Source organism: Roseateles paludis (assembly GCF_039872745.1).
In the GTDB taxonomy this organism is placed as follows: Bacteria; Pseudomonadota; Gammaproteobacteria; order Burkholderiales; family Burkholderiaceae_C; genus Pelomonas; species Pelomonas paludis.
The window spans coordinates 1,054,762-1,079,581 of record NZ_JBDPZD010000001.1 but is presented as its reverse complement, the minus strand read 5'-3'; the positions used below and the strand labels follow the sequence as shown (position 1 = coordinate 1,079,581).

Below are 24,820 nucleotides of genomic sequence, written 5' to 3'. Positions count from 1 at the left end.
CCAACGACTGCCACGGATCCGGCTCCGCCGGTCCGTCGGCAGTGCCCCCTTGAGGGGGCGGCCGTAAGGCCGTAGGGGGTGGGCTAATTGATTCGGACTTTGACGCGAGCCTGCTCATTGATGCCCATGGCACCAAAGAACAAGGCCACCAGGCGATGTGCGTCAACGAACTGCACGGCACGGTTCTCGCTGCGGCGCGAGAACACCCAGTTGAGCAGGTCGCCGGCAGCCATGAAGTCGAGCCGGATCAGCTTGTCGCACGAGATGCTGATGAGGCTGGCATCGCCCACCTCGCTCATCATGGACTTCAGCAGCTCGGAGATGTCGCCCGCCAATTGACCACGCAACTCCAGGTGCGCCACGGTCGGGGCGCCGCCTTCCCCCACCGAGGTCTCGGCGAAGTGGGTGCTGTGCAGCTCGCTCGACTGGATGGTGCTGACGGGCGCCATGGTCTGGCCGGAGCCACTGACCCGCACGCGGCACTTGACGCGCTCCCACGACGGCGGCGAGACCTCGTAGGTGACACAGTAGTCGATGGCAGTCTCGTCGAAGTGGTCGGGCCGGTTGGCCACGCGAAGCGCCTCCAGGCGCAGCATCCACAGCGCGGGGTCCACATCGCGGTCGCCCACGGGCGTCAGGGTCTGGAGACGACGCAGCAAGGTCTCGCCACCCAGCCAGGTCTGGTCGATGGCCTGGTTGGCCCAGCCGCGCAGCAGCGCCTTGAGGGGCTCGATGGCCTCGGGCTCGACGTAGGCGAATGCCGACCACTCGAACACCCAGGGCAGCGGCAGGCTCTCGGTGCGCTTGCGCAGCAGCTCCACGTCTTCAAGCGCCACGGTGGCAGGGGCTGTCCAGCCCGCATTGCTGGCCGGCGCGGCGCCGGCCGCACTGCTGGCACGGGTGGTGGGCATGGTCTCAGCCACCAGCTTGGGCATCGAGAACCACTGCGGCGACGAGAGATGGAACTGCTGGGCGTACTCGACCGCCAGCGCCTCGAAGCGCCCCTGCGCGCCGGTGGCCCGGTAGTGATCAAACAGCACCAGCCAGGTTTCGGCGTGCTCGTGGCGGCCGCCACCTGGCTTGACCAGATCGGTCAAGGACCGCTCGCTGGTCTCGTAGTCGGCATTGGCAAAAGCAATCACCGCCTCGTCGAGCTCGGGGTCGTGGACGACCTCCTGCACCTCCATGGCCTCGACGGGCGCAGCAGCCGGAGCAGCGGCCGAAGCAGCGCCATTTGGCGGCGGGCTGGCCACCGGCGCAAAGCTGAGCGACATCTCCAGCGGCGGCAGATCGGGCAGCCGGCTCGGCGGCGCGTCAGACAGCGGCGCCATGCCGCTGGCCATGGTGACGGCAGCGGGCGGCGGCGGCACCGACAAACGCTCGGACTCCTCGGCACTGGCGAAGTCGGTCACGCGGCCGCGCTTGGGCTCGGCGCGGGGCACGTCGGCGGCCTGCGGTGCGAAGGCGGACGGCCGGGTGTTGGCGTTGAAGAAGCTGTTGATCTTGTCCGAGCCGCCCACCGCCTGCGTGGTGGCGAAGCTCTCGCCCACCATCTGCTGCTCGATCTCGTCGATCTTGGCCTTGACGCCCAGATCCATCTTGGAGTTGGGCTCGCTCACGCGCTCGCCGTCGTCGAGCTTGGAGGAGTTGGGCGCACTGCCCAGGGCGGCCAACTGGTCGGGGCTCAGGCCTTCGCGCCGGATGCGGCGCAGCATGTCGAGCTCGCGCTTGCGCACGAAGTCGTTGCGGCGCTTGCGCTCGACCATGGCCTTGAGCTCGGCCTTGGCCAGGTCGGCCTCCGGGTCGTCCTGGCGGGAGTTGATCTCGGCCCAATCCGTGGTCGGGTTCGAAACGAAGCGCGCGACCCTGCGGAAGAAGGTGTCGCCTTCTTTGGGGTCGGACTTGGGATCGGCCATGCCGCAGTCAGGCGGGAAGGGTGGGAGGGGTCAGTCCCCGAACATCTTCTGTTTCAACTCGCGGCGCTGCTGGGCTTCGAGACTCAAGGTGGCCGTCGGCCGGGCGATCAGACGCGGGACGCCGATGGGCTCGCCGGTTTCGTCGCAGTAGCCGTAGTCGCCGCTGTCCAGCCGCGCCAGCGACTGCACAACCTTCTTGAGCAGCTTGCGCTCGCGGTCGCGGGTGCGCAGCTCCAGGGCGTGCTCTTCCTCGATGGTGGCGCGGTCGGCCGGGTCGGGGACGATGGTGGTGTCTTCGCGCAGGTGCTCGGTGGTTTCACCGGCGTTGGACAGCACACTGTCCTTGAGCGCTTGCAGCTTGGCGCGGAAGAACTCGATCTGCTTGGCGTTCATGTACTCGCCTTCGGGCATGGCGAGGACTTCGGCGTCCGACAGCAGGTGACCTGGCTTGGTCTTCCAGGCATTGGCCAGCTTGGGGTCGGCGTGGGCGGGAGCAGCGGCTTTCGGGGGCATGTGGGATTCAGCGTGTACGGCAGCGCGAGAAGGCGGCTTGGGCGGAGCGAAACGGTCGGTAAAACTGGATTTGCTGGCGGCCGGTGCATCCAGCGTTGCCACGCCAACATCGCCTTGCCCGGCGGCGCGCGTGGAGCGGGCGCCAGCCTTGGAGGCAGCGGGTTTGGGGGCCGGAGTCTTGCTCACTCTCATCTCCTCAGTCGGACGCAACGGCCACTAAGCCCAAAGGGCTCTGGCCCGTTTTGAGCGCGGCGGATTGTAGCCACGCCCATTTTGGGCTCTTGACCCCCGAAACCGGAGGTATCCAAGCCCGTAGAAATGTCACGGTCAGGGCGCCAACGACTCACGCCAGGCAGCCTTCGAGGCCCTGCATCAGCACGTCCTTGGGCAGGTCGATGCCGATGAACACCATCTTGCTCTGTTTCTTCTCACCAGGCATCCATTTCGGGCCGAGATCAGACCCCATGAGTTGGTGGACGCCCTGGAAAATGACCTTGCGGTCGGTGCCCTTCATGTAGAGCACGCCCTTGTAGCGCAGCATGCTGGGGCCGTAGACCTGCACGATCGCACCGAGGAAGTCCTCCAGCTTGGCCGGGTTGAAGGGCTTGTCGGCCCGGAAGACGAAGCTCTTGACGTCGTCGTCGTGGTGATGGTGGTGCGGGTGGTCGCAGTGCTCACCGTGTTCATGGTGATGATGGTGGTGGTCGTGCTCCTCGGCTTTGAGGAAATCGGGGTCGATTTCGAGCTTGGCGTTCAGATTGAAGCCCTTGAGGTCGAACACCTTGGACAGCGGCACCTCGCCGAAGTGCGCCGTCTGGATCGGCGCACGGGGATTCATGTGCTTGATGCGGTGGATCAGGGCCTCCACGGCGGAGGGCTCCACGAGGTCAGCCTTGCTGATGAAGATCTGGTCGGCAAACCCGATCTGGCGGCGCACCTCCTGGCGGGCGCTGAGCTGCTGCTCGGCGTGCTTGGCGTCGACCAAGGTCAGCACCGAGTCGAGCAGATAGCACTCGGCGATCTCGTCATCCATGAAGAAGGTCTGGGCCACGGGGCCGGGGTCGGCCAGGCCGGTGGTCTCGATGACAACGCGGTCGAACTTCAGCTCGCCGCTGCGGCGCTTGGCGGCCAGGTCAGCCAGCGTGGTGCGCAGGTCCTCGCGGATGGTGCAGCAGACGCAGCCATTGCTCATCTGGATGACCTGCTCCTCGGTATCGACCTTGAGGATGTCGTTGTCGATGTTCTCCTCACCGAACTCGTTCTCGATGACGGCGATCTTCTGGCCATGGGCCTCGGTGAGGATGCGCTTGAGCAGCGTCGTCTTGCCCGAGCCCAGGAAGCCGGTGAGGATGGTGGCGGGAATGAGGCCCTTGGGGCCGCTGGTGGCAGAGCTGGACATGGTGAGGAATCGGTCTGGGGCCCCGCAGATGGGGCACAAGCCCCCGACTGCAAGAGGCCGGTCAAGTCAATCGGCTATTCTGTTCCCAATCTCCACAACCTGATGCCGTTGCCTTGAGCGACCCGCATTCCTCCCGCCCTGGGGCCCGTGGCAGCGCGACGTCTGAGCCGCGCGGGCTCCTGGAACGCGTGCTGGAATTCCTCCACCCCGGTCCGGATTCCAAGACCGAGCTGATCGAAACCCTGGCCGATGCCGAGCAGCGCGAGCTGATCGAGCCCCAATCGCGCCAGATGCTCGAAGGCGTGCTGCGCATGGCCGAGTTGTCGGCGGGCGACGTGATGGTGGCCGCGCCCCGCATGGACGTGCTGGACATCCAGGCGCCCTACGACGACATCCTGGCCGCCGTGATCGACACCGGCCACTCGCGCTTCCCGGTCTACGAGGAGCGGCGCGACAACATCATCGGCATCCTGCTGGCCAAGGACCTGCTCAAGCTCCAGCGTTCCCCCGACCTGAGCCTGCGCACGCTGCTGCGGCCCGTCGTCTTTGTGCCCGAGAGCAAGGGCCTGAACGAGCTGCTGCGCGACTTCCGCTCCAACCGCAACCACCTGGCCATGGTGATCGACGAGTTCGGCAACCTGGCCGGCTTGATCACCATCGAAGACGTGCTGGAGGAAATCGTCGGCGAGATCGAAGACGAGTTCGACGACCGCGACGCCGACTCCAGCATCTACACCCTGGCCGACGGCAGCCAGCGCGTGGCGGGAGACGCCACCATCGCCGCCGTCAACGCCGCCTTCTCGGTGGCGCTGCCGGACGCCGACTTCGACACCATCGGCGGCCTCGTGGCCCACGAGCACGGCCTGGTGCCGCGTCGGGGCGAGACCGTCAGCATCGCCGGGCTGGACTTCAATGTGATGCTGACGCGCGGCGGCTCGGTGCGCTGGTTCAAGGTCACGCGCAGCGCTGCCACGGCCGCTGGCGCGCTCGACGTCGCCCCGTGAACCCCGTGAGCCGCCGCCTCGGCCTCGGCCTGGCCGCGCTGGCGGGCCTGCTCCACATCGGCGGCTTCGCGCCCTTCGAGCTGTACGCGCTGCAAGTCGGCGCGCTCGCCGCCCTGTTTTGGCTGTGCCGCGAGGGCAGTGACCGCGCCATCGCCGTGCGGGCCTTTGCCTTCGCCTTCGTCTGGCTGGGGGTCGGGCTGTGGTGGCTGTACATCAGCCTGCACGATTTTGGCCACCTGCCGGCTCCGCTGGCCGCGTTGGCCGTGGCCTTGCTGGCGGCCTTCCTGGCCAGCTATTACGCGCTGGCACTTGGCCTGGCTGCGCGCTGGAGCACTGGCCCATGGCGCTGGCCGGCCCTGGTGGGCGCCTGGCTGCTGGCCGAGCTGGCGCGCGGGACCTGGTTCACCGGCTTCCCTTGGATCGCCTCGGGCTATGCCCACGCGGTCGGCCCGCTCGCCGCCTGGGCGCCCTGGGTGGGCGTCTATGGCCTCGCGCTGCTGGCGGCGGTGATGGCCGCAGGCGCTGCCAGCGGCCGGCGCCTCGGTCTGCTGGCCCTGCTGGGCCCCTTGCTCGTGGGGCTGGCGCTGCCGCAGAGCTTCACCACTCCGACCGGCACCGCGCGCCTCTCGCTGGTCCAGCCCAGCATCCCGCAGGACCAGAAGTTCGACCCCGACCGCTTCCAAGCCCACCTCGACACCCTGGCCGAACTCGTCGGCCAAGCGCGCGGCGACGCGGTCATCACGCCCGAGTCGGTCGTCCCGCTGCCCCTGGTCTACCTGGGCAATGACTACCTCGACCGCCTGGCCAGCCACGGGCGCCCGGTGCTGCTGGGCAGCTTTCTCGGGACCGCCGAGCAGGGCTATGTGAACTCCCTCGTGGCAGTTGGTACTGCGGTGGGCACTGCGGTGGGCACCGCGCCCTACGACTACGGCAAGCACCACCTGCTGCCCTTTGGCGAGGTGATCCCGCCCGGATTCGAATGGTTCGTCCGCGTGCTTCACATCCCGATGGACAGCCAGGCCCGTGGCCAGCACACCCGTCCCTGGGTCGTGGGCGGCCAGCGCTTGCGGCCGCTGATCTGCTTCGAGGACTTGTTTGGCGAAGAGATCGTGGACAGCCTCCAGGGGCCCGAGGCCGCCACCGTGCTCGTCAACGTCAGCAACCTGGCCTGGTTCGGCAGCTTCATGTCGCTGGACCAGCACCTGCAGTTCTCGCAGATGCGTGCGCTGGAGTTCCAGCGGCCGGTCGTGCGCTCGACCAATACCGGCGTCACCGCCGCGCTGGACCACCACGGCCGCGTGCAGGCCCGCCTGCCGGCCCTCGCGCGCGGCGTGCTGGAGGTCGAGGTCGAGGGCCGTGAAGGCAGCACGCCCTACGCCCGCTGGCTGGCCTTGCTGGGCCTGGCGCCGCTCTGGGTGGCTGGGGGCTTGCTCGTGGCCGTGGCGGCCTGGCGGACCCGGGCCGCCCCCGGTCGGCGGCCCTGAGCCCCCTCATAGAATCGGCCACCCGCCGCGTGCCGACTCTCCCCCTGAGTGGCCCGGCCTTCTCCCCGGACATTTCGCCCATGCTGACTTTCCAGCAACTGATCCTGCGTCTCCAGGAGTACTGGAGCCAACACGGCTGCGCGCTCTTGCAACCCTATGACATGGAAGTCGGCGCCGGCACCAGCCACACCGCCACCTTCCTGCGCGCCCTGGGCCCCGAGCCCTGGAAGGCCGCCTATGTGCAACCGAGCCGCCGCCCCAAGGACGGCCGCTACGGCGAGAACCCCAACCGCCTGCAGCACTACTACCAGTACCAGGTCGTGCTCAAGCCCGCGCCGGCCAACATCCTGGAGCTGTATCTGGGCTCGCTCGAAGCCCTGGGCTTCGACCTCAAGAAGAACGACGTGCGCTTCGTCGAGGACGACTGGGAGAACCCCACGCTCGGCTGCTGGGGCCTCGGGTGGGAGGTCTGGCTCAACGGCATGGAGGTGACGCAGTTCACCTACTTCCAGCAGGTCGGCGGCATCGACTGCAAGCCCATCACCGGCGAGATCACCTACGGCCTGGAGCGCCTGGCCATGTACCTGCAGGGCAAGGAGTCGGTCTACGACCTGGTCTACACCGACGGCCTCACCTACGGTCAGGTCTTCCACCAGAACGAGGTGGAGCAGAGCACCTACAACTTCGAGCACAGCGACGTGGACTTTTTGCTCTCGGCCTTTGGCGCCTATGAGCGCAAGAGCCAGGAGCTGATGGCCGCCCAGCTGGCCCTGCCCGCCTACGAGCAATTGCTCAAGGCTGGCCACACCTTCAACCTGCTCGATGCCCGCGGCGCCATCTCGGTCACCGAGCGCGCCGCCTACATCGGCCGCATCCGCAACCTGGCGCGCGCCGTGGCGCAGAGCTATGTGGACAGCCGCGCCCGCCTCGGCTTCCCGATGGCCCCCAAGGCCTGGGCTGATGAAGTGATCGCCCAGATCGAACTCAAGAACAAGAAGGCGGCCTGAGCAATGACCGCAAAGAACCTCCTCGTTGAACTGTTTGTCGAAGAGCTTCCTCCGAAGGCGCTGAAGAAGCTTGGTGAAGCATTTGCCAACGTGATCGCGGACAGCTTGATGGTGCAGGGCCTTGCCGATCAGGCAACGACCGTGAGCACCTTCGCATCGCCCCGCCGCCTCGGCGTGCACCTGACGAATGTGGTCTCGCAAGCTGCGGACAGGCAAGAACGCGTCAAGGTTATGCCCGTCGCTGTAGCGATGAGCGCCGATGCACAGCCAACGCCTGCACTTCTGAAAAAACTTGCTTCCCTTGGCGCGGACGCTTCAATCGTTCCGAGCCTCGCCCGGGCTCCTGACGGCAAAGCTGAAGCGCTCTTTTGGGACAGAACTACGCCCGGGGCAACCCTGCAGCAAGGTCTGCAGCGCGCTCTTGATGACTCGCTGGCCCGACTACCCATCCCCAAGGTCATGAGCTACCAGTTGGCTGATGGCTGGACCGATGTGAAGTTCGTGCGCCCGGCGCACGGCCTGATCGCCCTGCATGGCACCGAGGTCGTCCCCGTCCAGGCCCTCGGGCTCACGGCGGGCCGCACGACGCAAGGCCACCGCTTCGAAGCCGCGCAAGCCACCGTCAGCATCGACAACGCCGACAGCTACGCCATGCAGTTGCGCACGCAAGGCGCCGTCATCGCCAGCTTTGCCGAGCGCCGCGCCGACATCGCCGCGCAGTTGCAAGCGGCGGCCGCCAAGCTGGGCCTCAAGCCCATCGACGACGACGCCCTGCTGGACGAAGTGACCGCCCTGGTCGAGCGCCCCAATGTGCTGAGCTGCGCCTTCGAGGCCGAGTTCCTGGCCGTGCCGCAGGAGTGCCTCATCCTCACGATGAAGGCCAACCAGAAGTACTTCCCGCTGCTGGATGCCGCAGGCAAGCTGACCCGCCACTTCCTGGTCGTCAGCAACATCGCGCCCAGCGACGCAGGCGCCGTCATCCAGGGCAATGAGCGCGTGGTGCGCCCGCGCCTGGCCGACGCCAAGTTCTTCTTCGACCAGGATCGCAAGCGCACGCTGGCCTCGCGCGTCGAGGGCCTGAACAAGGTGGTCTACCACGGCAAGCTCGGCAGCCAGGGCGAGCGCATGGAGCGCGTGCGCGCCATTGGCCACGCCATCGTCAACCTGCTGCGCATGGCCACGGTGCCCTACACCGTGGAGGCCAAGGACGAGTTCGAGGTGCTGGACAGCAAGGTGCGCGAGTCCGCCACCTTGGCCAAGGCCGACCTGCTGACCGACATGGTCGGCGAGTTCCCCGAGCTGCAGGGCATCATGGGCGGCTACTACGCGCGCCACGAGGGCCTGCGTGACGGCGTGGCCATCGCCATCGAGGACCACTACAAGCCCCGCTTTGCCGGCGACGCGCTGCCGCGAAACCACACCGGCACCGTGCTGACCCTGGCCGACAAGCTCGAAACCCTGGTCGGTCTCTTCGGCATCGGCCAACTGCCCACCGGCGACAAGGACCCGTTCGCGCTGCGCCGCCACGCGCTCGGGGTGATCCGCATCCTGGTCGAGAAGAACCTGCCGCTGGAGCTGCCGGCCCTGTTTGATGCCGCTGTGCCGGCCTTCGGCGAGCTGATCGAGAACCCCCGGGACGCTTTGCTGGGCTTCTTCAGCGACCGCCTGGCCGTGAACCTGCGCGACCAGGGCTACAGCAGCCAGGAAGTGGAGGCCGTGCTGGCCCTCGCCCCTGGCCGCCTGGGCGACGTGCCGCGCCGCCTGGAGGCCGTGCGCGCCTTCGCGGCGCTGCCCGAGGCCGCGTCCCTGGCCGCCGCCAACAAGCGCGTGGGCAACATCCTCAAGAAGGTCGAAGGCGAGCGCCCCACCACCTTGAGCGACGCCCTGCTGCAGGAGGCCGCCGAGCAAGCCCTGGCCGCTGCCGTGCGCGAGGTGCAACCGGCCGCCGACCGCCTCTTCGAGCAGCACGACTACACCGGCTCGCTCAAGGCCCTGGCCGCGCTCAAAGCCCCGGTCGATGCCTTCTTCGACGGCGTGATGGTCAATGCCGAGGACCCCGCCCTGCGTGCCAACCGCCTGGCCTTGCTGCACCACCTGCACACGGCTATGAACCGCGTGGCGGACCTGTCCAAGCTGGCCGCCTGAGGCCCTGAGCGATGCTGCGCCCCGACCATCACAACGCCCTCAAGCTGGTGATCCTGGGCCGGGACGGCACGCTCAACCGCTACCGCGAAGACCACGTCAAGGCCCCCGAGGAGCTGGAGCCCCTGCCCGGCGCCCTGGAGGCGGTGGCGCGGCTCAACCAGGCCGGCTGGCACACGGTGCTGGCCACCAACCAGCCCGGCATCGGGCGCGGCCTGCTCGACATGGCCTCGCTCAACGCCATCCACCTGCGTCTGGCCAAGCTGCTGACGGAGCGCGGCGGGCGGCTGGATGCCGCCTTCTTCTGCCCCCACGCGCCCGAGGAAGGCTGCAACTGCCGCAAGCCCCTGCCCGGCCTGATCGAGCAGATCGGCGAGCGCTTTGGCGTGCAGCTGTCCGAGGTCCACATGGTGGGCGCCTCCATGCGCGACATCCAGACCGCCCGCGCCGCCGGCTGCGTGCCGCATCTGCTGCGCGGCGACCGCCTGGGTGCGCTGAGCCTCGTGCAGATCATGGACATGGTGGCCCAGGTGCCCGGCACCATCGTGCATGAGGATCTGGCGGCTTTTGCCGAATACGTGGTCCAGCTGGACCGCAATGCCCGCAACGACGTCCGGGACGAGGCGCTGGGCGCCGAGAGCCACCCCCGGACTGCCTGAACCGATGTCCACGCTTTTGTCTGCCCTGCGCTCGGCGCTCTTCCTGGTGGTGATGACGGCCACCGTCATCCCCTGGGCCATCGCCGCCCTGGTGGTCTCGATCTTCACGCGCGGGGCGCCGGTCTACTGGGTCTGCGCGCACTGGCTCAAGGTCGTCATCCACGCCTGCCGGGTGATCTGCGGCGTGCGCTGGCGCGTGCAGGGGATGGAGCATCTGCCCCAGACCGAGACCGGCGCCGTCATCCTGCTGCCCAAGCACCAAAGCACCTGGGAGACCTTCTTCTTCCCGATGCTGATGAGCCACCCGCTGGCCTATGTGTTCAAGCGTGAGCTGCTCTACATCCCCTTCTTCGGCTGGGCGATCGGGCGCTGCGACATGATCCACATCGACCGCCGCAAGCGCACCGAGGCCTGGAACCTGGTGGCCGAGCAAGGCAAGCGCCTGTCGGCCCAGGGCATCTGGGTCATCATGTTCCCCGAGGGCACGCGCATCCCGCGCGGCAAGGCGGGCGACTACAAGTCCGGCGGCACGCGGCTCTCGATCGCCACGGGCGTGCCGGTGGTGCCCATCGCCGTCACTTCCGCCCGCTGCTGGCCGCGCAAGAGCTTCCTGATCCGGCCCGGCGTCATCGACGTGTCGATTGGCGCGCCCATCTCGCCCGAGGGGCGCGAACCGGCCGAGATGATGAAAGAGGTCAGCGCCTGGATCGAAGCCGAGATGCGGCGGCTGGACCCCGACGGCTTCGGCCCCGACACCCACTGAGCCATGGCCAGCAAGCGCCCCGCCCCGCTCCTCAACGGCAACCAGCTTTCGCTGTTCGATGCCGACACCGAGCCGGCAGCGGTGGCGCCGAGCGGCGAGTCGGGTTCGCGCCGCGAGCTGCTGCTGGGCCTGCACCGGGTGGGCTACGAACTGCGCCGTGCCCGGCGCCGCAGCATCGGCTTTGTGGTCGGGCTGGACGGCCTGCGCGTCAGCGCGCCGCGCTGGGTGCCCATCGCCGAGATCGAACGCGCGCTGCAGCAAAAGGCCGACTGGATCCTGCGCAAGCTGGTCGAGCAGCGCGAACGCGCGCGCCGCGTGCAGGCCGCACGCATCGAGTGGCAGGACGGCGCCCGCCTGCCCTACCTGGGCGAGCCGCTGGCGCTGCGCCTGGATGCCAGCGTGCGCGGCCCGACCTGGGCCCCCGACACCCGCGTGCTGAGCCTGCCCTTGGCGGCCGACGCGACGACGACCCAGGTACGTGACCTGGCCCAGGCCTGGCTGCAGGCCCGGGCGCGCGAGCACTTCGAGCCGCGCTGCGCCCATTTCGCCAGCTTGCTGGGCGTGCAGATGAAGCGCCTGCGGCTCTCGTCCGCCCAGACCCGCTGGGGCAGCGCCAGCAGCGACGGCAGCGTGCGCCTGAACTGGCGGCTGATCCATTTCACGCCGGCCATCATTGACTACGTGGTCGCCCATGAGCTGGCCCACCTGCTGGAGATGAACCACAGCCCGGCCTTCTGGCAGGTGGTGCGCTCGGTGCTGCCAGGTTTTGAGCAGGCCCGCGAGGCGCTGCGGCAGGAATCCATCGGCTGACCCCCCTAGAGGCGGGGGCCTGCCATCAGCCATCAAGTTAGGGGCAGTGGGAATTTTCCCCACAAGTTGTCACCCGCGCTTCGACAAGCTTTGTGAAACTCGCGTCCAAGCTGTCAGCACGGGTGCCCCAGAGGTCCGGTTCACCAGACCCACAGTTCGCTGAGCACCAAGGCAAGGAACGCCGCCGCACGGGATTGTGCGGCGGCGTTTTTCTTTTCAGCTCTCCGCCATGAAGCGGTAGACGCCATCGGCGCCCCGCGCACGGCGCAGCCGCCCGGCCAGCCACAGCGCGTGCAGGTGCGCCAGCGACTCGCCCATGGCAAAGGTGGTCTGGTGCAGGTCCAGCGGCCGCTTGAAGAGCACGGGCAGCAGGCCCGCCGCGTGCGTGGGCGCGGCTTGGCAGGCGGCCAGGGTGTCGGCCAGGCGCTCGTCGTGGTGCTCGATCAGCTGCGCCAGGCGCGCATGCAGGCCCCGGAAGGGCTTGCCATGCGAGGGCAGCACGAGGGTGTCGGGCGACAGCGGCAGCAGGCGGCGCAGCGAGTCGAGGTAAAGCGTCAGCGAGTCGGCCTCGGGCTCGCTGTCCACCACCGAGACATTGGTCGAGATGCGGGGCAGCACCATGTCGCCCGAGATCAGCACGCCGAGCGACTCGGCATGCAGGCTGATGTGCTCGGGCGAGTGGCCGTGGCCCACCAGGCAGCGCCAGGCCGTGCCGCCCACGTTCAGCACCTGGCCGTCCATCAAGCGGCGGAAGCGGGCCGGCACGGCGGGCACCATGCTGGGGTAGTAGGCGGCGCGGGCGCGGATCTTGGCCAGCGAGTCTTCGTCAGTCAGCCCATGGCTGGCGAAAAAAGCCGCCGCCGACTCGCCGCCCAGCCCTTCCGTCGAGCGGCTGGCCAGGCGGGCGAGCTGGAAGTCCGTCGCGCTGATCCACAGCCGGCACTCGGGCAGGCCACCCGGCGCGCCGCTCCAGCGCTCGCACAGCCAGTGCGCGAGGCCGAGGTGGTCGGGGTGGAAGTGCGTGGCCAGCACGCGCAGCACGGGCAGGCCATCAAGGTGGGCGGCAAAGACCTGCTCCCAGGCGGCTTGGGTCTCGGCGTTGGTGATGCCGCAGTCCACCACCGTCCAGCCGGGGCAGCCGTCGATCTCGTCGCGCAGCAGCCAGAGGTTGATGTGGTCCAGCGCAAAGGGCAGCTGCATGCGCACCCAGCGCACGCCGGGAGCGATATCGAGCGCCGTGCCCAGCGCAGGCAGCTGCTCGCCCAGCGGGTAGCTCAGCTCGGATTCGCGGGGGTTGGCCATGGCTTGGAACCTCTCATCACGTCTTGACCAGCTTCTTGACCCGGCCGATGGACAGCAGCAGCCCCAGCGAGAGGCCCAGCGTCACCATCGCCGTGCCGCCATAGCTGACGAAGGGCAGCGGCACGCCCACCACGGGCAGGATGCCACTGACCATGCCCATGTTGACGAACACATAGGTGAAGAAGGACAGCGTGACCGCACCGGCCATCAGCCGCGAAAAGAGCGTGGGCGCTGCCGCGGCAATCATCAAGCCGCGCAGGATCAAGGCCGTGTAGCCGACCAGCAGCGCCAGCGCACCGAGCAGACCGAACTCCTCGCCAAAGGCGGCAAAGATGAAGTCCGTGGTGCGCTCGGGGATGAACTCCAAATGGGTCTGGGTGCCCTGCATCAGGCCCTTGCCCGTGACACCGCCGGAGCCGATGGCGATCTCGCCCTGGATGATGTGGAAGCCCTTGCCAAGCGGGTCCTTGCTCGGGTCGAGCAGGGTGCAAACGCGGTGCTTTTGATAGGGCTTGAGCAACGGCCAGGTCACCTCGTCCTGGCAGATGTGGTCTTCAGACACGACGATGGCGGTGATGCCGATCACGCCGACGACGAGGAAGGGGATCACCAGGCGCCACGACAGGCCGGCGAAGAAGATCACGTACAGCCCGGCCGCCAGCACCAGCAGGCCGGTGCCCAGGTCGGGCTGCTTGGCAATCAGCAAAAAGGGCAGCAGCAGCAGGCCGAAGGCGGCCACAAAGTCAGCCCAACGCAGCACACCCTCCCGCTTCTGGAACCACCAGGCCAGCATCAGCGGCGTGGCGAGCTTGAGCAGCTCGGAGGGTTGGATGACCAGGCCCACGTTGAGCCAGCGCGTGGCGCCCTTCTTGGTGATGCCAAAGGCCAGCGTGGCCACCAGCAGCAGCACCCCCAGCGTGTAGAGCGGGATGGCCAGCGCCATCAGCCGCTGCGGCGGCACCTGGGCCACCACCAGCATCAGCCCCCAGGCCAGCAGCATGTTGCGGGCGTGGTCGCCAAAGCGGGTGCCGTGGTCGTAGCCGGCCGAGTACATGCAGAGCAAGCCCCAGGCGCCGATCCACAGCACCGCGATCAGCAGCGGCACATCGAAACCACTGATCCAGGGCCGCAGGCGCTGACGCAGCGGGGCGCGCTTGATGACGGTCATGGCCGCGCTCCCGATGCAGCGGAGGCCGCCGAAGCGGGTGCCTTGGGGGTGTTGGGAGCGCCGGGCAGCGGCACGTCCTGCGCGCGGCGCGGCGTGCCGGTGGGCGCAAAGCTCTGGCCGAGCTGGGTCTTGGCGATGTCGTCCTCGCTGGGGTACTGGCCGGTGAGCAGGTAGTCGAACACACGCCGCGCGATCGGGGCGGCGGAAGCCGAACCAAACCCCGCGTTCTCGACGATGACCGCCAGCGCCACCGTGGGCTGCTCGACCGGCGCAAAGGCGACATAGAGCGAGTGGTCGCGCTTGTGCTCGTCCTGCCGGATGGCGCTGTACTTCTCGCCGGCTTTGAGGCCCACGGCCTGGGCGGTACCGGTCTTGCCGCCGCTCTGGTAGGGCGCGCCCTGGAAGGCCAGGCGCGAGGTGCCCTCCAGCGTCACGCCGTTCATCGCGTTCAGGATGACCTGCACATGCTCGGGCTTGAGCGGCAGGGCCGGCAGCGCATCGCTGGCGATGCGGCGGTTGTCGTGCCGCACCACGTCCTCCACGTCGCGCACCAGGCGTGGCTTGAAGCGCTGGCCGCCGGTGGCGAGCGTGCTCATGGCGGTGGCCATCTGCAGCATGGTGAAGTTGTTGTAGCCCTGGCCGATGCCCAAGCTGATGGTCTCGCCGGCGTACCACTTCTGCTGCTCGGGGCGCTTGAACTTCTTGCGCTTCCACTCGGTGGAGGGCAGGTCCCCGGTCACCTCGCCAGCCACGTCGATGCCGGTCCTGCGCCCGAAGCCGAAGGGCTCCAGCTCGTCGTGGATCAGGTCCACGCCCATCACATTGGCCAGGCTGTAAAAGTACACGTTGGACGAGCTGACGATGGCAGCGCGCATGTCCTTGGGGCCGGGGCGGTCGGTCTCGGGGCTGCCGAAGGTGCGGCCACCGAAGCTGAAGGTGAGGTTGTCCATGATGACCTCGTTCGGGCCGCGCTTGCCCGAGTTGAGCGCCGCGATGGACATGAAGGGTTTGAAGGTCGAGCCCGGCGGGTAGGTACCCCGGAGGGCCCGATTCAGCAGCGGCTTGTCGATGTCCTCGTTCAGCTCGCGCCAGCTGTCGGCATCGATGCCATCGACAAAGAGATTGGGGTCGAAGGTGGGCTTGGAGACAAAGGCCAGCACCTCGCCGTTGCGCGGGTCGATGGCCACCAGGGCACCGCGCCGATCCTTGTAGAGCTCCTCGACCAGGGCCTGCAGCCGGATGTCGATGGACAGATGCAGGGTGTTGCCGGGCGTGGGCGGCCGGCTGGACAGGCGCCGCACCGCGCGCCCGCCGGCGCTGGTCTCGACCTGCTCGAAGCCGGTGATGCCGTGCAGCTCCTTCTCGTAGGCCTGCTCCAGGCCCAGCTTGCCGATGTACTCGGTGCCCCGGTAGTTAGCCAGGGTCTCGTCGTCCCAGTCCTCCATGGCCTTCTTCTCAGCCTGGTTGATGCGGCCGATGTAGCCAATCAGGTGCGAGCCGACCTCGCCGAGCGGGTAGCTGCGAAACAGCCGCGCCTTGATCTCGACGCCGGGGAAGCGAAAGCGCTGCGCGGTGAAGCGCGCCACCTCTTCATCACTCAGCTTGGTGCGGATGGGCAGGGAGTCGGTGTGCTTGGCTTCGTCGAGCAGGCGCTTGAAGCGCCGCTTGTCGCGCGGCTGGATCTCCAGCACCTGGCCGAGCTGCTCGATGGTGGCATCCAGGTCGGCCACCTTGGCGGGGTTGATCTCGAGCGTGTAGGCCGAGTAGTTGCTGGCCAGCACGATGCCATTGCGGTCCTTGATCAAACCCCGGTTGGGCACGATGGGCACGACGGCGATGCGATTGGACTCGGCCCGCTCCGCAAAGGTCTCGTGCTGCAGCACTTGCAGCCAGATGAGGCGCGCCACCAGCAGCGCAAAGCAGAACAACACAAAGCCAGCCGCCGCGACCAGGCGCACGCGGAAGTGCCAAAGCTCCTGATGGACGTTCTTGAGAACCTGCACGTGGGTCGATGGCGGTCAGCAGGTCACAACGGGCGATGCGCATCGCGGTCCGGCGCGCGTCGCTGCGGGGCCAGCAGCAGGATGCTGATGGGCAGCCAGAGCACGGCCTCCAGCACGGGCGCCAGCAGGCCCCACCAGCCCGGCCACATGCCCCCCACCATCAGGCGCACGGCCGCGGCGACCCCATGCGAGAGCACGAAGAGCGGGAAGACCTGCAGGGCCTGCTCGAACAAGTTGAACCACGGCAGGCGCCGGTGCAGGCTGATGGCGCCAAAGCTGAGCAGGCTGTAGGCCAACGCGTGCTGCCCGAGCAGGGCGCCGTCGTGCACGTCCATCACCAGGCCAAACAGGAAGGCCCACAGCACGCCCACGCGGCGCGGCTGATGCACGCCCCAGAAGACCAGCACCACGGCCAGCACGTCAGGCATGGCCGCCAGCCGGCCCAGCGGCACCATGTCCACCAGCAGGGCCAGCACCAGGGTGAGGGCGATGAAGAATGGGTTGGCGGGCAGCAGCAGCTGGTCGGCCGGGCGCGGCATGATCATGGCGCGCGCTCCAGAGGCCGCGCGCCGGGCCGCCCCAAGCAAGGCCTCGCCCCCTCGGGGGGCCGCCGCAACGCGGCGGGGGGCAGACAGCTCAGCATGATCATGGCGTCGCTCCTGAGGCCTTGGGGGCGGCCTTCTCGGCCTTCTCAAGCTTCTTGGCCGCCTTGGCAGAGGCCCTGGCGGCCGCCGCCGAGGCAGCCTCGTCAGCGGCAGCCACCTCAGCCTCCTTGCGCGCGGCCTGGGCGCGGTCCAGCGGCTGCAGCACCAGCACATGGCGCGCCGCATCGGCATTGGCCAGCGGCGCCAGTTGGACCTGGGCAAAGCTGCTGTCGCCCCGGCGCTCCACAGCCGCCACCACGGCCACCGGCAGGCCCGGCGGGTAGATGCCGTCGAGGCCCGAGGTGGTCATCACATCGCCCACCTTGATGTCGGCATTGGCGGCCAGGAAGCGCAGCTCCATGCCGCTGCCATCAGCCCGGCCCTGGGCGGCATTGCGCATCTGGGTGCGCTGGTTGAGCAGGGGGATGGCGGCCTCGCGGTCGCTGAGCAACGTGACCTCGCTGGACAGCGGGTAGACGCGCGTCACCTGGCCCAGCACGCCGGCCTCGTTGATGACGGGCGAACCGGCCATCACGCCCTGCGTGGCGCCACGGTCGATCACGACGCGGCGCGAGAAGGGGTCAGGCGCCTCGAACAACACCTCGGCCGTCTGGCTGGGCACGCTGGTGGCGGGGCGCAGCTCCAGCAGCCGGCGCAGGCGCTCGTTCTCGGCCTGCAACTGCTGCACGCGGCTCAGGCGCTCGGCCTGCTGGGCCAGCTGGCGCAGCGCCTTGTCCTCGGCCGCCATGGCCGCCTCGGCGCCCCGGAAGCGCCCGGCCAGGCTCTCCCAGGCGTCCACCGGCGTGAGCATCAGGCGCTGCAGCGGGTGCAGCACGAACGCAAAGGCCGAGCGCACCGGCGACATCAACTGAAAGCGCGCATCGCCCACCATCAACAGCAGCGCAAGCGCCGAGCACAGCGCGAGCTTGGTCAGCGCCGACGGCCCCTGGCGGAAGAACGGCGGTGGAGTGCGGTCTAGGGTGCCAAGCGGCATCTGGATGGAGCTGGCTAGAGACGGCGCTGGAGTGACGTCAGTCGAGCGCCGGGCCGCCCCAAGCCGACTGACGACCCTCCCGGAGGGTGGGCTCGGTACGCCGAGACCGGGTGCTCACGCTCATTCAGACGTAAAGATCGAACCCAGGCGCTCCATGCGCTCCAGGGCCATGCCGCAACCGCGCACCACGCAGCTCAGCGGGTCCTCGGCCACCAGCACGGGCAGGCCGGTCTCTTCGGACAGCAGGCGGTCCAGGTCGCGCAAGAGCGCGCCGCCGCCGGTCAGCATCATGCCGCGCTCGGCGATGTCGGCACCCAGCTCCGGGGGCGTTTGCTCGAGCGCGTTCTTGACGGCGGACACGATCTGGTTGAGTGGGTCGGTCAGGGCTTCCAGGATCTCGTTGGACGAGATGGTGAAGCTGCGCGGCACGCCCTCGGAGAGGTTGCGGCCCTTGACCTCCATCTCCTTGACCTCGGAGCCGGGGAAGGCGCTGCCGATGCCCTTCTTGATGGCCTCGGCCGTGGGCTCGCCGATCAACATGCCGTAGTTGCGGCGGATGTAGTTGATGATGGCTTCGTCGAACTTGTCGCCGCCGACGCGGACCGAGCCCTTGTAGACCATGCCGCCGAGCGAGATCACGCCGACCTCGGTGGTGCCACCGCCGATGTCGACAACCATGGAGCCCGAGGCCTCCGAGACCGGCAGGCCAGCCCCGATGGCGGCGGCCATGGGTTCCTCGATCAGGTAGACCTCGCTGGCACCGGCGCCGAGGGCCGACTCGCGGATCGCGCGGCGCTCGACCTGGGTCGAGCCGCAGGGCACGCAGATGATGATCCGGGGCGACGGCTTGAAGGTCTTGCTGTCGTGGACCATCTTGATGAACTGCTTGAGCATCTGCTCAGTCACCGTGAAGTCCGCGATCACGCCGTCCTTCATGGGGCGGATGGCTTCGATGTTGCCAGGCACCTTGCCCAGCATGGCCTTGGCCTCGCGGCCGACGGCCTGGATGGTCTTCTTGCCGTTGGGGCCGCCTTCGTGGCGGATGGAAACGACCGAGGGCTCGTCGAGGACGATGCCTTTGCCACGCACGTAAATCAGGGTGTTGGCGGTGCCAAGGTCAATGGCGAGGTCGGTGGAAAAGTAGCGGCGCAGGGAGGCGAACATGGCGGGCGGAGCAGCAGCCTGGGGCGGGCAGGCACGAGCGGCAAAAGCGGGTCAGGCGGGGCCTCGTCACAGGACGCGGCCGGGTGAGGGGTTGACCATAAGCAACGAGGCCGCCAGATCACTGCCTGTAGGGGCAGTCAACCGGGCAGCCCCGAAGGTGCTCTGGGTAGGCGGTGATAATACCCGAACACCCCCAAAAAACTCGCTGCGGACACGCTGTAAAGCCGCTCCGGCACTGGGTTTGCGCCATCCCGCAGCCTCCCCAAAAACCCCATGAGCCTGACCCCTGACGACGTCAGCCGCATCGCCCATCTGGCGCGGCTGGAACTGCAGCCCGCAGAGAGCGACGCCCTGCTGGGCCAACTCAACGGCTTCTTCCGCATCGTGGAGCAGATGGGCGCCGTGGACACCGCCGGCGTGGAACCTCTGTACACACCGCTTTCGGCCGTGCAACAAGTCCAGCTGCGGCTGCGCGACGACGCCGTCACCGAGACCAACCAGCGCGAGCTGAACCAGCGCAGCGCCCCGGCCGTCGAGGACGGCCTCTTCCTCGTTCCCAAGGTCATCGAATGAAGTCCGCGATCCATGAACTCGGCGTGGCCGAGCTGAGCCGCGCTTTGCAGGCCCGCGAGGTCTCCAGCCGCGAGGCGACCGAGGCCCTGCTGGCCCGCGCAGAAGCCAGTGCCTCCTTGGGTGCCTTCCTGCACCTGGACCGCGAGCATGCCCTGGCCCGCGCGGCGCAGGCCGACGCCGCCTTTGCCGCAGGCACCGCCGGCCCGCTGACCGGCGTGCCGCTGGCGCACAAGGACATCTACGTCACCGCCGACATGCCCACCACGGCGGGCTCCAAGATGCTCAAGGGCTACCGCAGCCCCTTCGACGCCACCGTCGTCGCCCGGTTGAACGCCGCCGGCACGGTGAGCTTGGGCAAGCTCAACTGCGACGAGTTCGCCATGGGCTCGGCCAACGAGAACTCGGCCTATGGCCCGGTGTCCAACCCCTGGGACGTGTCGCGCGTGCCGGGCGGCTCCTCGGGCGGCTCAGCGGCGGCCGTGGCCGCGCGCCTGGTGCCGGCCAGCACGGGCACCGACACGGGCGGCTCCATCCGCCAGCCGGCCAGCTTCTGCGGCATCACCGGCATCAAGCCCACCTACGGCGTGTGCTCGCGCTACGGGATGATCGCTTTCGCCTCCAGCCTAGACCAGGCCGGCCCCATGGCCCGCTCGGCAGAGGACTGCGCGCTGCTGCTCTCCACCATGAGCGGCTTTGACGAGCGCGATGCCACCAGCGTCAACCGTCCGCCGCAGGACTTCCATGCCCAGATGCTGGCCGTGCGCCAAGGCGCCACCGCCGCCCAGCCGCTCAAGGGCCTGCGCATCGGCCTGCCCAAGGAGTTCTTCCCCGCCGGCTTGACGGCCGACGTCAACGCCGCCGTGCGCGCCGGCCTGGCCGAGCTGGAAAAGCTCGGCGCCACGCTCGTCGATGTGAGCCTGCCGCGCACCGAGCTGGCGATTCCGGTGTACTACATCATTGCCCCGGCCGAGGCGAGCTCCAACCTCTCACGCTTCGACGGCGTCAAGTTCGGCCACCGCGCCGCGCAGTACACCGACTTGCTCGACATGTACAAGAAGACGCGCGCCGAGGGCTTTGGCCCCGAGGTCAAGCGCCGCATCATGATCGGCACGTACGTGCTCTCGCACGGCTACTACGACGCCTACTACCTGCAGGCCCAGAAGCTGCGCCGCATGATCGCGGACGACTTCCAGCAGTGCTTCCAGAGTTGCGACCTGATCGCCGGTCCCGTGGCCCCCAGCGTGGCCTGGAAGCACGGCGCCGGCAAGGACGACCCGACCGCCGCCTACCTCGCCGACATCTTCACCCTGCCCGGCTCCCTGGCTGGCCTGCCCGGCATGAGCGTGCCTGTGGGCACCGGCGACGCTGGCCTGCCGGTGGGCCTGCAGCTCATCGGCAACTACTTCCAGGAAGGCCAGCTGCTGCACGCAGCCCATGCGCTGCAGCAGGCCACCGACTGGCACCGCGCCGCGCCCGCAGGATTCTGAACACATCATGCCCACCACAGCCCAACTCATCCGCGGCTACGAGGTCGTGATCGGCCTGGAAAACCACGTCCAGCTCTCGACCCAGTCCAAGATCTTCAGCGGCGCCTCGACCGCCTTCGGCGCTGCGCCCAACACGCAAGCCTGCCCGGTGGACCTGGCCCTGCCCGGCACCTTGCCCGTGCTGAACCGCGCTGCGGTTGAGCGCGCCATCCGCTTTGGCCTGGCCGTGGGCGCCAAGGTGGCGCCGCTGTCCATCTTTGCGCGCAAGAACTACTTCTACCCCGACCTGCCCAAGGGCTACCAGATCTCGCAGTTCGAGATCCCCGTGGTGCAGGGCGGCAAGGTGGAGTTCTTCGTGGGCGACAAGAAGCACGTCGTCAACCTGACCCGCGCCCACCTCGAAGAAGACGCCGGCAAGAGCCTGCACGAGGACTACCAGGGCCAGAGCGGCATCGACCTGAACCGCGCCGGCACGCCGCTCTTGGAGATCGTCTCCGAGCCCGACATGCGCTCGGGCGCCGAGGCCGCCGAGTACGCCAAGACCCTGCACGCCCTCGTGATGTGGCTGGGCATCTGCGACGGCAATATGCAGGAAGGCAGCTTCCGCTGCGATGTGAACGTCTCGGTGCGCAAGCCGGGCGCGCCCTATGGCACGCGCCGCGAGATCAAGAACCTCAACAGCTTCCGCTACCTCATCGACGCGGTGCACTACGAGGTCAACTGGCAGATCGACGAGATCGAGGACGGCCGCAAGATCCAGCAGGCCACGGTCCTCTACAACCCTGACACCGGCGAGACCCGCGCGATGCGCAGCAAGGAGGACTCGGCCGACTACCGCTACTTCCCCGACCCCGACCTGCCGCCGCTGGTGATCGAGCCCGAATGGGTGGCGCGCGTGAAGGGTGAGATGCCCGAGTTGCCCGGCGTGATGGCCGCGCGCTTCGTCGAGCAGGACGGCCTGCCCGAATACGACGCGACCATGATGACGCAGAGCCTGGCCACAGCGCGCTACTACGAGGCCGCCAAGGCGGCCGGCGCGGCGCCGAAGCTGGTGGCGAACTGGGTGATGGGCGAGATCAGCAAGCGCTTGAACAGCGAGGGCACGGCGATCGACGCCGCGCCGGTGTCGCCGGCCGTGCTGACCCAGCTGATCGGCCGCATCACCGACGGCACCATCTCCAACAACGCCGCCAAGCAGGTGTTCGACGCACTCTGGACCGAGGGCGGCAGCGTGGACGCGATCATCGAGGCCAAGGGCCTCAAGCAGATGAGCGACACCGGCGCCATCGAGGCCATCCTGGACGAAGTCCTGGCGGCCAATCAGAAGTCGGTGGAGGAGTTCCGCGCTGGCAAGGACAAGGCCTTCAATGCGCTCGTCGGTCAGGCCATGAAGGCGACCAAGGGCAAGGCCAATCCGGCGCTGGTGAACGAGCTGCTGAAGAAGAAGCTCGGCTGACGGAGCCGGTCAGCCCCCGGAAGCGGCGCGCGACGGCGGCTCGGCCGGCGGCAGCGAACCGGGCGCCGTGCCGCCCCACAGTTTGCGCAGGCGCTTGAGCTCGGCGTCGAACACGCCGTTGATGCGCACGACCTCGGCCTTCTGGTTCTCGATCAGGGTCTTCTGCGCCTCGACGGCGGCGTCGTTGGCGTCGAGTTGCTGCTTGAGCTTCGGCGGCAGGGCCTTGCCCTTGTAGAACTCGGCTTCGTCGAGCAGAGGCTTGCGCTCGGCGGTGAGGTCCTTGACGCGGCGCTCGGAGCCACGCACCGACTTTTGCGCGTCCTCCAACGCCAAGGTGCGTGCGCGCTGGTGGCTCGCCTCGTTGGGGTAGCGCTGCATCAGGAGCCGGTCGCGGCGGATGGCGTCCTGCTGGGCGATGCGCTCAGCGGCGGCGCGGCGTTCGGCAGCTTCTTTGGCGGCACGCTCCTCGGGGCTGAGGAAGGGCGGCAGGATGGAGCGCGTCGAGCCATCGGCGTTCAGGATGCGCTGCTCGCGGCCCAGGCACTCGGGGATGGGTCGGTCGCCCGTCAGGCGGCGGCCATCGGGCGTGGTGCAGGTGTAGATGCCGCGGCCAGCGATGGGGTCGTGCTGCGCCCACGCGGGCAGCAACGCGCCGGCCAGCGCCACAAACAAGCCCGCACGCAAGCCCGCCTCAAACGCCATAGCGCTCCCGATAGGCTTGCACGGCCGGGCGATGCGCGGCCAGCGCGGGCGCGGCGTCCAGGTAGGCCAGCAAATCGGCCAGGCCGGCGATGGCCACCACGGGCAGGCCCAGGCGGTTTTGCACGTCCTGCACGGCCGACCAAGGCTGGTCCACGCCGTTCTCGGCGGCCTTTTCCTGGCGATCAAGGGCGATGGCCACGCCGCAAGGCGTGGCACCGGCGGCCTCAATCATCTGCAGCGACTCACGCACCGAGGTGCCAGCCGAGATCACGTCGTCAATGATGAGCACACGGCCCTTGACCGGCGCGCCGACGAGGGTGCCGCCTTCGCCGTGGTCCTTGGCTTCCTTGCGGTTGTAGGCGTAGGGTTTGTTGTGGCCGCGCCGTGCCAGCTCGATGGACACCGCCGCAGCCAGCGTGATGCCCTTGTAGGCCGGCCCAAAGATCATGTCGAAGGCCAGGCCCGAGGCGATCAGGCTCTCGGCATAGAAGCCGGCCAGCCGGCCCAGCTTGGCGCCGTCGTCGAACAGGCCGGCGTTGAAGAAGTAGGGGCTGAGCCGCCCGGCCTTGGTTTTGAACTCGCCGAAGCGGAGCACGCCCGCCTCAACGGCGAAGGCCACGAACTCTTGGGCGAGGGGCTGAGAAGAGGACTGCATGGGCGAAGGATTCTAGGAGCGGCCTTCAGGCCCCTCGGCGGGGTGGGCGCAGGGTTTCGTGACAACCTAGGGGATAGGCCCTGTTCAACCTGACTTTAGGCACCCGCCGCTGCGCGCTGGCTGCTGCCACTTTCGCGCGCAAGCCGCTGCCATACTGCCGCCCATGCGATTCATCACTGCCAATCTCAATGGCGTGCGCTCTGCCGCCAGCAAGGGCTTCTTCGACTGGCTGGCCCGCCAGAAGGCCGACGCCGTGGGCGTGCAGGAGCTCAAGGCCCAGGCCGACGTGGTCGAGAAGGACTTCGCCAGCTGCGGGTCGCTGCAGGGCGCCTTCCACTACGCCGAGAAGAAGGGCTACTCGGGCGTCGGGCTTTACACAAAGGAAACGCCGAGCGACGTGATCACCGGCGTTGGCATCGACGAGTTCGACAGCGAGGGCCGCTGGGTCGAGAAGCGCTTCGACAAGCCGGGCCGCAAGCTCAGCCTGATCAGCGTCTACTTCCCCAGCGGCAGCAGCGGCGAGGAGCGGCAGCAGGTCAAGTTCCGCTTCCTCGACGCGATGTACCCGCATCTGCTGGCCCTGAAGGCCGAGCGCGAGTTCATCCTGGTGGCCGACGTGAACATCGCCCACAAGGAGATCGACCTCAAGAACTGGCGCAGCAACCAGAAGAACAGCGGCTTCCTGCCCGAGGAGCGCGCCTGGCTGACGCGGCTGCTGGACGAGGCCGGCATGGTGGACGTGTTCCGCACCCTCAATGACAAGGCCGAGCAATACACCTGGTGGAGCGCCCGCGGCAATGCGCGCGCCAACAACGTCGGGTGGCGTCTCGACTACCACCTGGCCACGCCCGGCCTGGCCGCGCTGGCCAAGAAGGAAAAGATCTACGTCGACCAGATGTTCAGCGACCACGCGCCGCTGACGATCGATTACGACTTTTCGCTCTGAGGCGACGTTGAATAAGTCCCCACAGATGC

At 68.3% G+C, this 24,820-nt stretch carries 22 protein-coding genes; 11 read left to right on the top strand and 11 right to left on the bottom strand.

All coding sequences use genetic code 11. From position 1 onward, the window contains the following. Positions 1-83 precede the first annotated feature (83 nt). From ABDJ85_RS05120 to ABDJ85_RS05110, 3 genes are all read right to left on the bottom strand, one after another. Positions 84-1,916 (bottom strand): hypothetical protein, encoded by a 1,833-nt coding sequence (locus tag ABDJ85_RS05120; protein ID WP_347703659.1) that lies wholly within the window; start codon positions 1,914-1,916, stop codon positions 84-86. A gap of 30 nt (positions 1,917-1,946) precedes the next feature. Beyond that, positions 1,947-2,429 carry an RNA polymerase-binding protein DksA gene (gene dksA, locus ABDJ85_RS05115; RefSeq protein ID WP_347703658.1) on the bottom strand — a complete coding sequence of 161 codons (483 nt, stop codon included), beginning with the start codon at positions 2,427-2,429 and terminating at the stop codon, positions 1,947-1,949. Between the two features lie 343 nt (positions 2,430-2,772). After that, entirely contained in the window at positions 2,773-3,828 is a 1,056-nt protein-coding gene (locus ABDJ85_RS05110; RefSeq protein WP_347703657.1) for a CobW family GTP-binding protein, read from the bottom strand. Between the two features lie 113 nt (positions 3,829-3,941). Between ABDJ85_RS05110 and ABDJ85_RS05105 the strand changes: the two genes are divergently transcribed. The 7 genes from ABDJ85_RS05105 to ABDJ85_RS05075 all read left to right on the top strand — a co-directional run bounded on the left by ABDJ85_RS05105 (position 3,942) and on the right by ABDJ85_RS05075 (position 11,697). Next, a complete protein-coding gene (locus ABDJ85_RS05105; protein WP_430765511.1) occupies positions 3,942-4,832 on the top strand; it encodes a CorC family transporter in 891 nt (296 codons plus the stop codon). Between the two features lie 5 nt (positions 4,833-4,837). Then, complete coding sequence (gene lnt, locus ABDJ85_RS05100) at positions 4,838-6,316, top strand: apolipoprotein N-acyltransferase (RefSeq protein ID WP_347703656.1); 1,479 nt, start codon at positions 4,838-4,840, stop codon at positions 6,314-6,316. An 80-nt stretch (positions 6,317-6,396) separates the two neighbouring features. After that, entirely contained in the window at positions 6,397-7,323 is a 927-nt protein-coding gene (glyQ, locus tag ABDJ85_RS05095; RefSeq protein WP_347703655.1) for a glycine--tRNA ligase subunit alpha, read from the top strand. Between the two features lie 3 nt (positions 7,324-7,326). Continuing rightward, entirely contained in the window at positions 7,327-9,468 is a 2,142-nt protein-coding gene (gene glyS, locus ABDJ85_RS05090; protein WP_347703654.1) for a glycine--tRNA ligase subunit beta, read from the top strand. Positions 9,469-9,479: 11 nt separating this feature from the next. Then, entirely contained in the window at positions 9,480-10,124 is a 645-nt protein-coding gene (gene gmhB / locus ABDJ85_RS05085) for a D-glycero-beta-D-manno-heptose 1,7-bisphosphate 7-phosphatase (protein ID WP_347703653.1), read from the top strand. A gap of 4 nt (positions 10,125-10,128) precedes the next feature. Then, positions 10,129-10,887 carry a lysophospholipid acyltransferase family protein gene (locus ABDJ85_RS05080; RefSeq protein WP_347703652.1) on the top strand — a complete coding sequence of 253 codons (759 nt, stop codon included), beginning with the start codon at positions 10,129-10,131 and terminating at the stop codon, positions 10,885-10,887. Between the two features lie 3 nt (positions 10,888-10,890). Continuing rightward, on the top strand, positions 10,891-11,697 hold the full coding sequence (locus ABDJ85_RS05075; protein WP_347703651.1) for a M48 family metallopeptidase: 807 nt from the start codon (positions 10,891-10,893) through the stop codon (positions 11,695-11,697). A gap of 216 nt (positions 11,698-11,913) precedes the next feature. Here the strand turns inward: ABDJ85_RS05075 and ABDJ85_RS05070 are convergent, their stop codons facing one another. The 6 genes from ABDJ85_RS05070 to ABDJ85_RS05045 all read right to left on the bottom strand — a co-directional run bounded on the left by ABDJ85_RS05070 (position 11,914) and on the right by ABDJ85_RS05045 (position 18,972). Further along, on the bottom strand, positions 11,914-12,999 hold the full coding sequence (locus ABDJ85_RS05070) for an MBL fold metallo-hydrolase (RefSeq protein ID WP_347703650.1): 1,086 nt from the start codon (positions 12,997-12,999) through the stop codon (positions 11,914-11,916). 16 nt (positions 13,000-13,015) lie between these two features. Beyond that, on the bottom strand, positions 13,016-14,167 hold the full coding sequence (gene rodA, locus ABDJ85_RS05065) for a rod shape-determining protein RodA (RefSeq protein ID WP_347703649.1): 1,152 nt from the start codon (positions 14,165-14,167) through the stop codon (positions 13,016-13,018). Next, positions 14,164-16,170 (bottom strand): penicillin-binding protein 2, encoded by a 2,007-nt coding sequence (gene mrdA, locus ABDJ85_RS05060; protein ID WP_347703648.1) that lies wholly within the window; start codon positions 16,168-16,170, stop codon positions 14,164-14,166. The genes rodA and mrdA overlap by 4 nt, the downstream gene beginning before the upstream one ends. Before the next feature lie 23 nt (positions 16,171-16,193). After that, positions 16,194-16,715, bottom strand: a complete 522-nt coding sequence (gene mreD / locus ABDJ85_RS05055; RefSeq protein ID WP_347703647.1) for a rod shape-determining protein MreD — start codon at positions 16,713-16,715, stop codon at positions 16,194-16,196. A gap of 100 nt (positions 16,716-16,815) precedes the next feature. Next, on the bottom strand, positions 16,816-17,808 hold the full coding sequence (gene mreC, locus ABDJ85_RS05050; protein WP_347703646.1) for a rod shape-determining protein MreC: 993 nt from the start codon (positions 17,806-17,808) through the stop codon (positions 16,816-16,818). 120 nt (positions 17,809-17,928) lie between these two features. Further along, positions 17,929-18,972 (bottom strand): rod shape-determining protein, encoded by a 1,044-nt coding sequence (locus tag ABDJ85_RS05045; protein WP_347703645.1) that lies wholly within the window; start codon positions 18,970-18,972, stop codon positions 17,929-17,931. Positions 18,973-19,245: 273 nt separating this feature from the next. Here ABDJ85_RS05045 and gatC point away from each other — a divergent pair, with 273 nt between their 5' ends. From gatC to gatB, 3 genes are read left to right on the top strand one after another with little or no spacing between them, the layout of a single operon-like run. Beyond that, positions 19,246-19,545 carry an Asp-tRNA(Asn)/Glu-tRNA(Gln) amidotransferase subunit GatC gene (gene gatC / locus ABDJ85_RS05040; protein ID WP_347703644.1) on the top strand — a complete coding sequence of 100 codons (300 nt, stop codon included), beginning with the start codon at positions 19,246-19,248 and terminating at the stop codon, positions 19,543-19,545. Continuing rightward, a complete protein-coding gene (gene gatA, locus ABDJ85_RS05035; RefSeq protein WP_347703643.1) occupies positions 19,542-21,032 on the top strand; it encodes an Asp-tRNA(Asn)/Glu-tRNA(Gln) amidotransferase subunit GatA in 1,491 nt (496 codons plus the stop codon). Before gatC ends, gatA begins: the two co-directional genes overlap by 4 nt. Before the next feature lie 7 nt (positions 21,033-21,039). Further along, entirely contained in the window at positions 21,040-22,488 is a 1,449-nt protein-coding gene (gene gatB / locus ABDJ85_RS05030; RefSeq protein WP_347703642.1) for an Asp-tRNA(Asn)/Glu-tRNA(Gln) amidotransferase subunit GatB, read from the top strand. 9 nt (positions 22,489-22,497) lie between these two features. On the opposite strand, the gene ABDJ85_RS05025 is transcribed toward gatB, so the two are convergent. Both ABDJ85_RS05025 and pyrE read right to left on the bottom strand, forming a co-directional pair. Then, complete coding sequence (locus ABDJ85_RS05025) at positions 22,498-23,190, bottom strand: hypothetical protein (protein WP_347703641.1); 693 nt, start codon at positions 23,188-23,190, stop codon at positions 22,498-22,500. Beyond that, positions 23,180-23,845 carry an orotate phosphoribosyltransferase gene (pyrE, locus tag ABDJ85_RS05020; RefSeq protein ID WP_347703640.1) on the bottom strand — a complete coding sequence of 222 codons (666 nt, stop codon included), beginning with the start codon at positions 23,843-23,845 and terminating at the stop codon, positions 23,180-23,182. Before pyrE ends, ABDJ85_RS05025 begins: the two co-directional genes overlap by 11 nt. Positions 23,846-24,008: 163 nt before the next feature. Here pyrE and ABDJ85_RS05015 point away from each other — a divergent pair, with 163 nt between their 5' ends. Beyond that, positions 24,009-24,791: an exodeoxyribonuclease III gene (locus ABDJ85_RS05015; protein WP_347703639.1), complete on the top strand. Its 783-nt coding sequence runs from the start codon at positions 24,009-24,011 to the stop codon at positions 24,789-24,791. The last annotated feature ends 29 nt before the right edge of the window (positions 24,792-24,820 follow it).

Excerpts from the sequence above, each read along its gene's own strand:
- ABDJ85_RS05120 (WP_347703659.1), bottom strand. The coding sequence starts at position 1,916 with ATGGCCGATCCCAAGTCCGACCCCAAAGAAGGCGACACCTTCTTCCGC.
- dksA (WP_347703658.1), bottom strand. The coding sequence starts at position 2,429 with ATGCCCCCGAAAGCCGCTGCTCCCGCCCACGCCGACCCCAAGCTGGCC.
- ABDJ85_RS05110 (WP_347703657.1), bottom strand. The coding sequence starts at position 3,828 with ATGTCCAGCTCTGCCACCAGCGGCCCCAAGGGCCTCATTCCCGCCACC.
- glyQ (WP_347703655.1), top strand. The coding sequence starts at position 6,397 with ATGCTGACTTTCCAGCAACTGATCCTGCGTCTCCAGGAGTACTGGAGC.
- glyS (WP_347703654.1), top strand. The coding sequence starts at position 7,327 with ATGACCGCAAAGAACCTCCTCGTTGAACTGTTTGTCGAAGAGCTTCCT.
- gmhB (WP_347703653.1), top strand. The coding sequence starts at position 9,480 with ATGCTGCGCCCCGACCATCACAACGCCCTCAAGCTGGTGATCCTGGGC.
- ABDJ85_RS05080 (WP_347703652.1), top strand. The coding sequence starts at position 10,129 with ATGTCCACGCTTTTGTCTGCCCTGCGCTCGGCGCTCTTCCTGGTGGTG.
- ABDJ85_RS05075 (WP_347703651.1), top strand. The coding sequence starts at position 10,891 with ATGGCCAGCAAGCGCCCCGCCCCGCTCCTCAACGGCAACCAGCTTTCG.
- ABDJ85_RS05070 (WP_347703650.1), bottom strand. The coding sequence starts at position 12,999 with ATGGCCAACCCCCGCGAATCCGAGCTGAGCTACCCGCTGGGCGAGCAG.
- rodA (WP_347703649.1), bottom strand. The coding sequence starts at position 14,167 with ATGACCGTCATCAAGCGCGCCCCGCTGCGTCAGCGCCTGCGGCCCTGG.
- mreD (WP_347703647.1), bottom strand. The coding sequence starts at position 16,715 with ATGATCATGCCGCGCCCGGCCGACCAGCTGCTGCTGCCCGCCAACCCA.
- mreC (WP_347703646.1), bottom strand. The coding sequence starts at position 17,808 with ATGCCGCTTGGCACCCTAGACCGCACTCCACCGCCGTTCTTCCGCCAG.
- ABDJ85_RS05045 (WP_347703645.1), bottom strand. The coding sequence starts at position 18,972 with ATGTTCGCCTCCCTGCGCCGCTACTTTTCCACCGACCTCGCCATTGAC.
- gatC (WP_347703644.1), top strand. The coding sequence starts at position 19,246 with ATGAGCCTGACCCCTGACGACGTCAGCCGCATCGCCCATCTGGCGCGG.
- gatA (WP_347703643.1), top strand. The coding sequence starts at position 19,542 with ATGAAGTCCGCGATCCATGAACTCGGCGTGGCCGAGCTGAGCCGCGCT.
- gatB (WP_347703642.1), top strand. The coding sequence starts at position 21,040 with ATGCCCACCACAGCCCAACTCATCCGCGGCTACGAGGTCGTGATCGGC.
- ABDJ85_RS05025 (WP_347703641.1), bottom strand. The coding sequence starts at position 23,190 with ATGGCGTTTGAGGCGGGCTTGCGTGCGGGCTTGTTTGTGGCGCTGGCC.
- pyrE (WP_347703640.1), bottom strand. The coding sequence starts at position 23,845 with ATGCAGTCCTCTTCTCAGCCCCTCGCCCAAGAGTTCGTGGCCTTCGCC.
- ABDJ85_RS05015 (WP_347703639.1), top strand. The coding sequence starts at position 24,009 with ATGCGATTCATCACTGCCAATCTCAATGGCGTGCGCTCTGCCGCCAGC.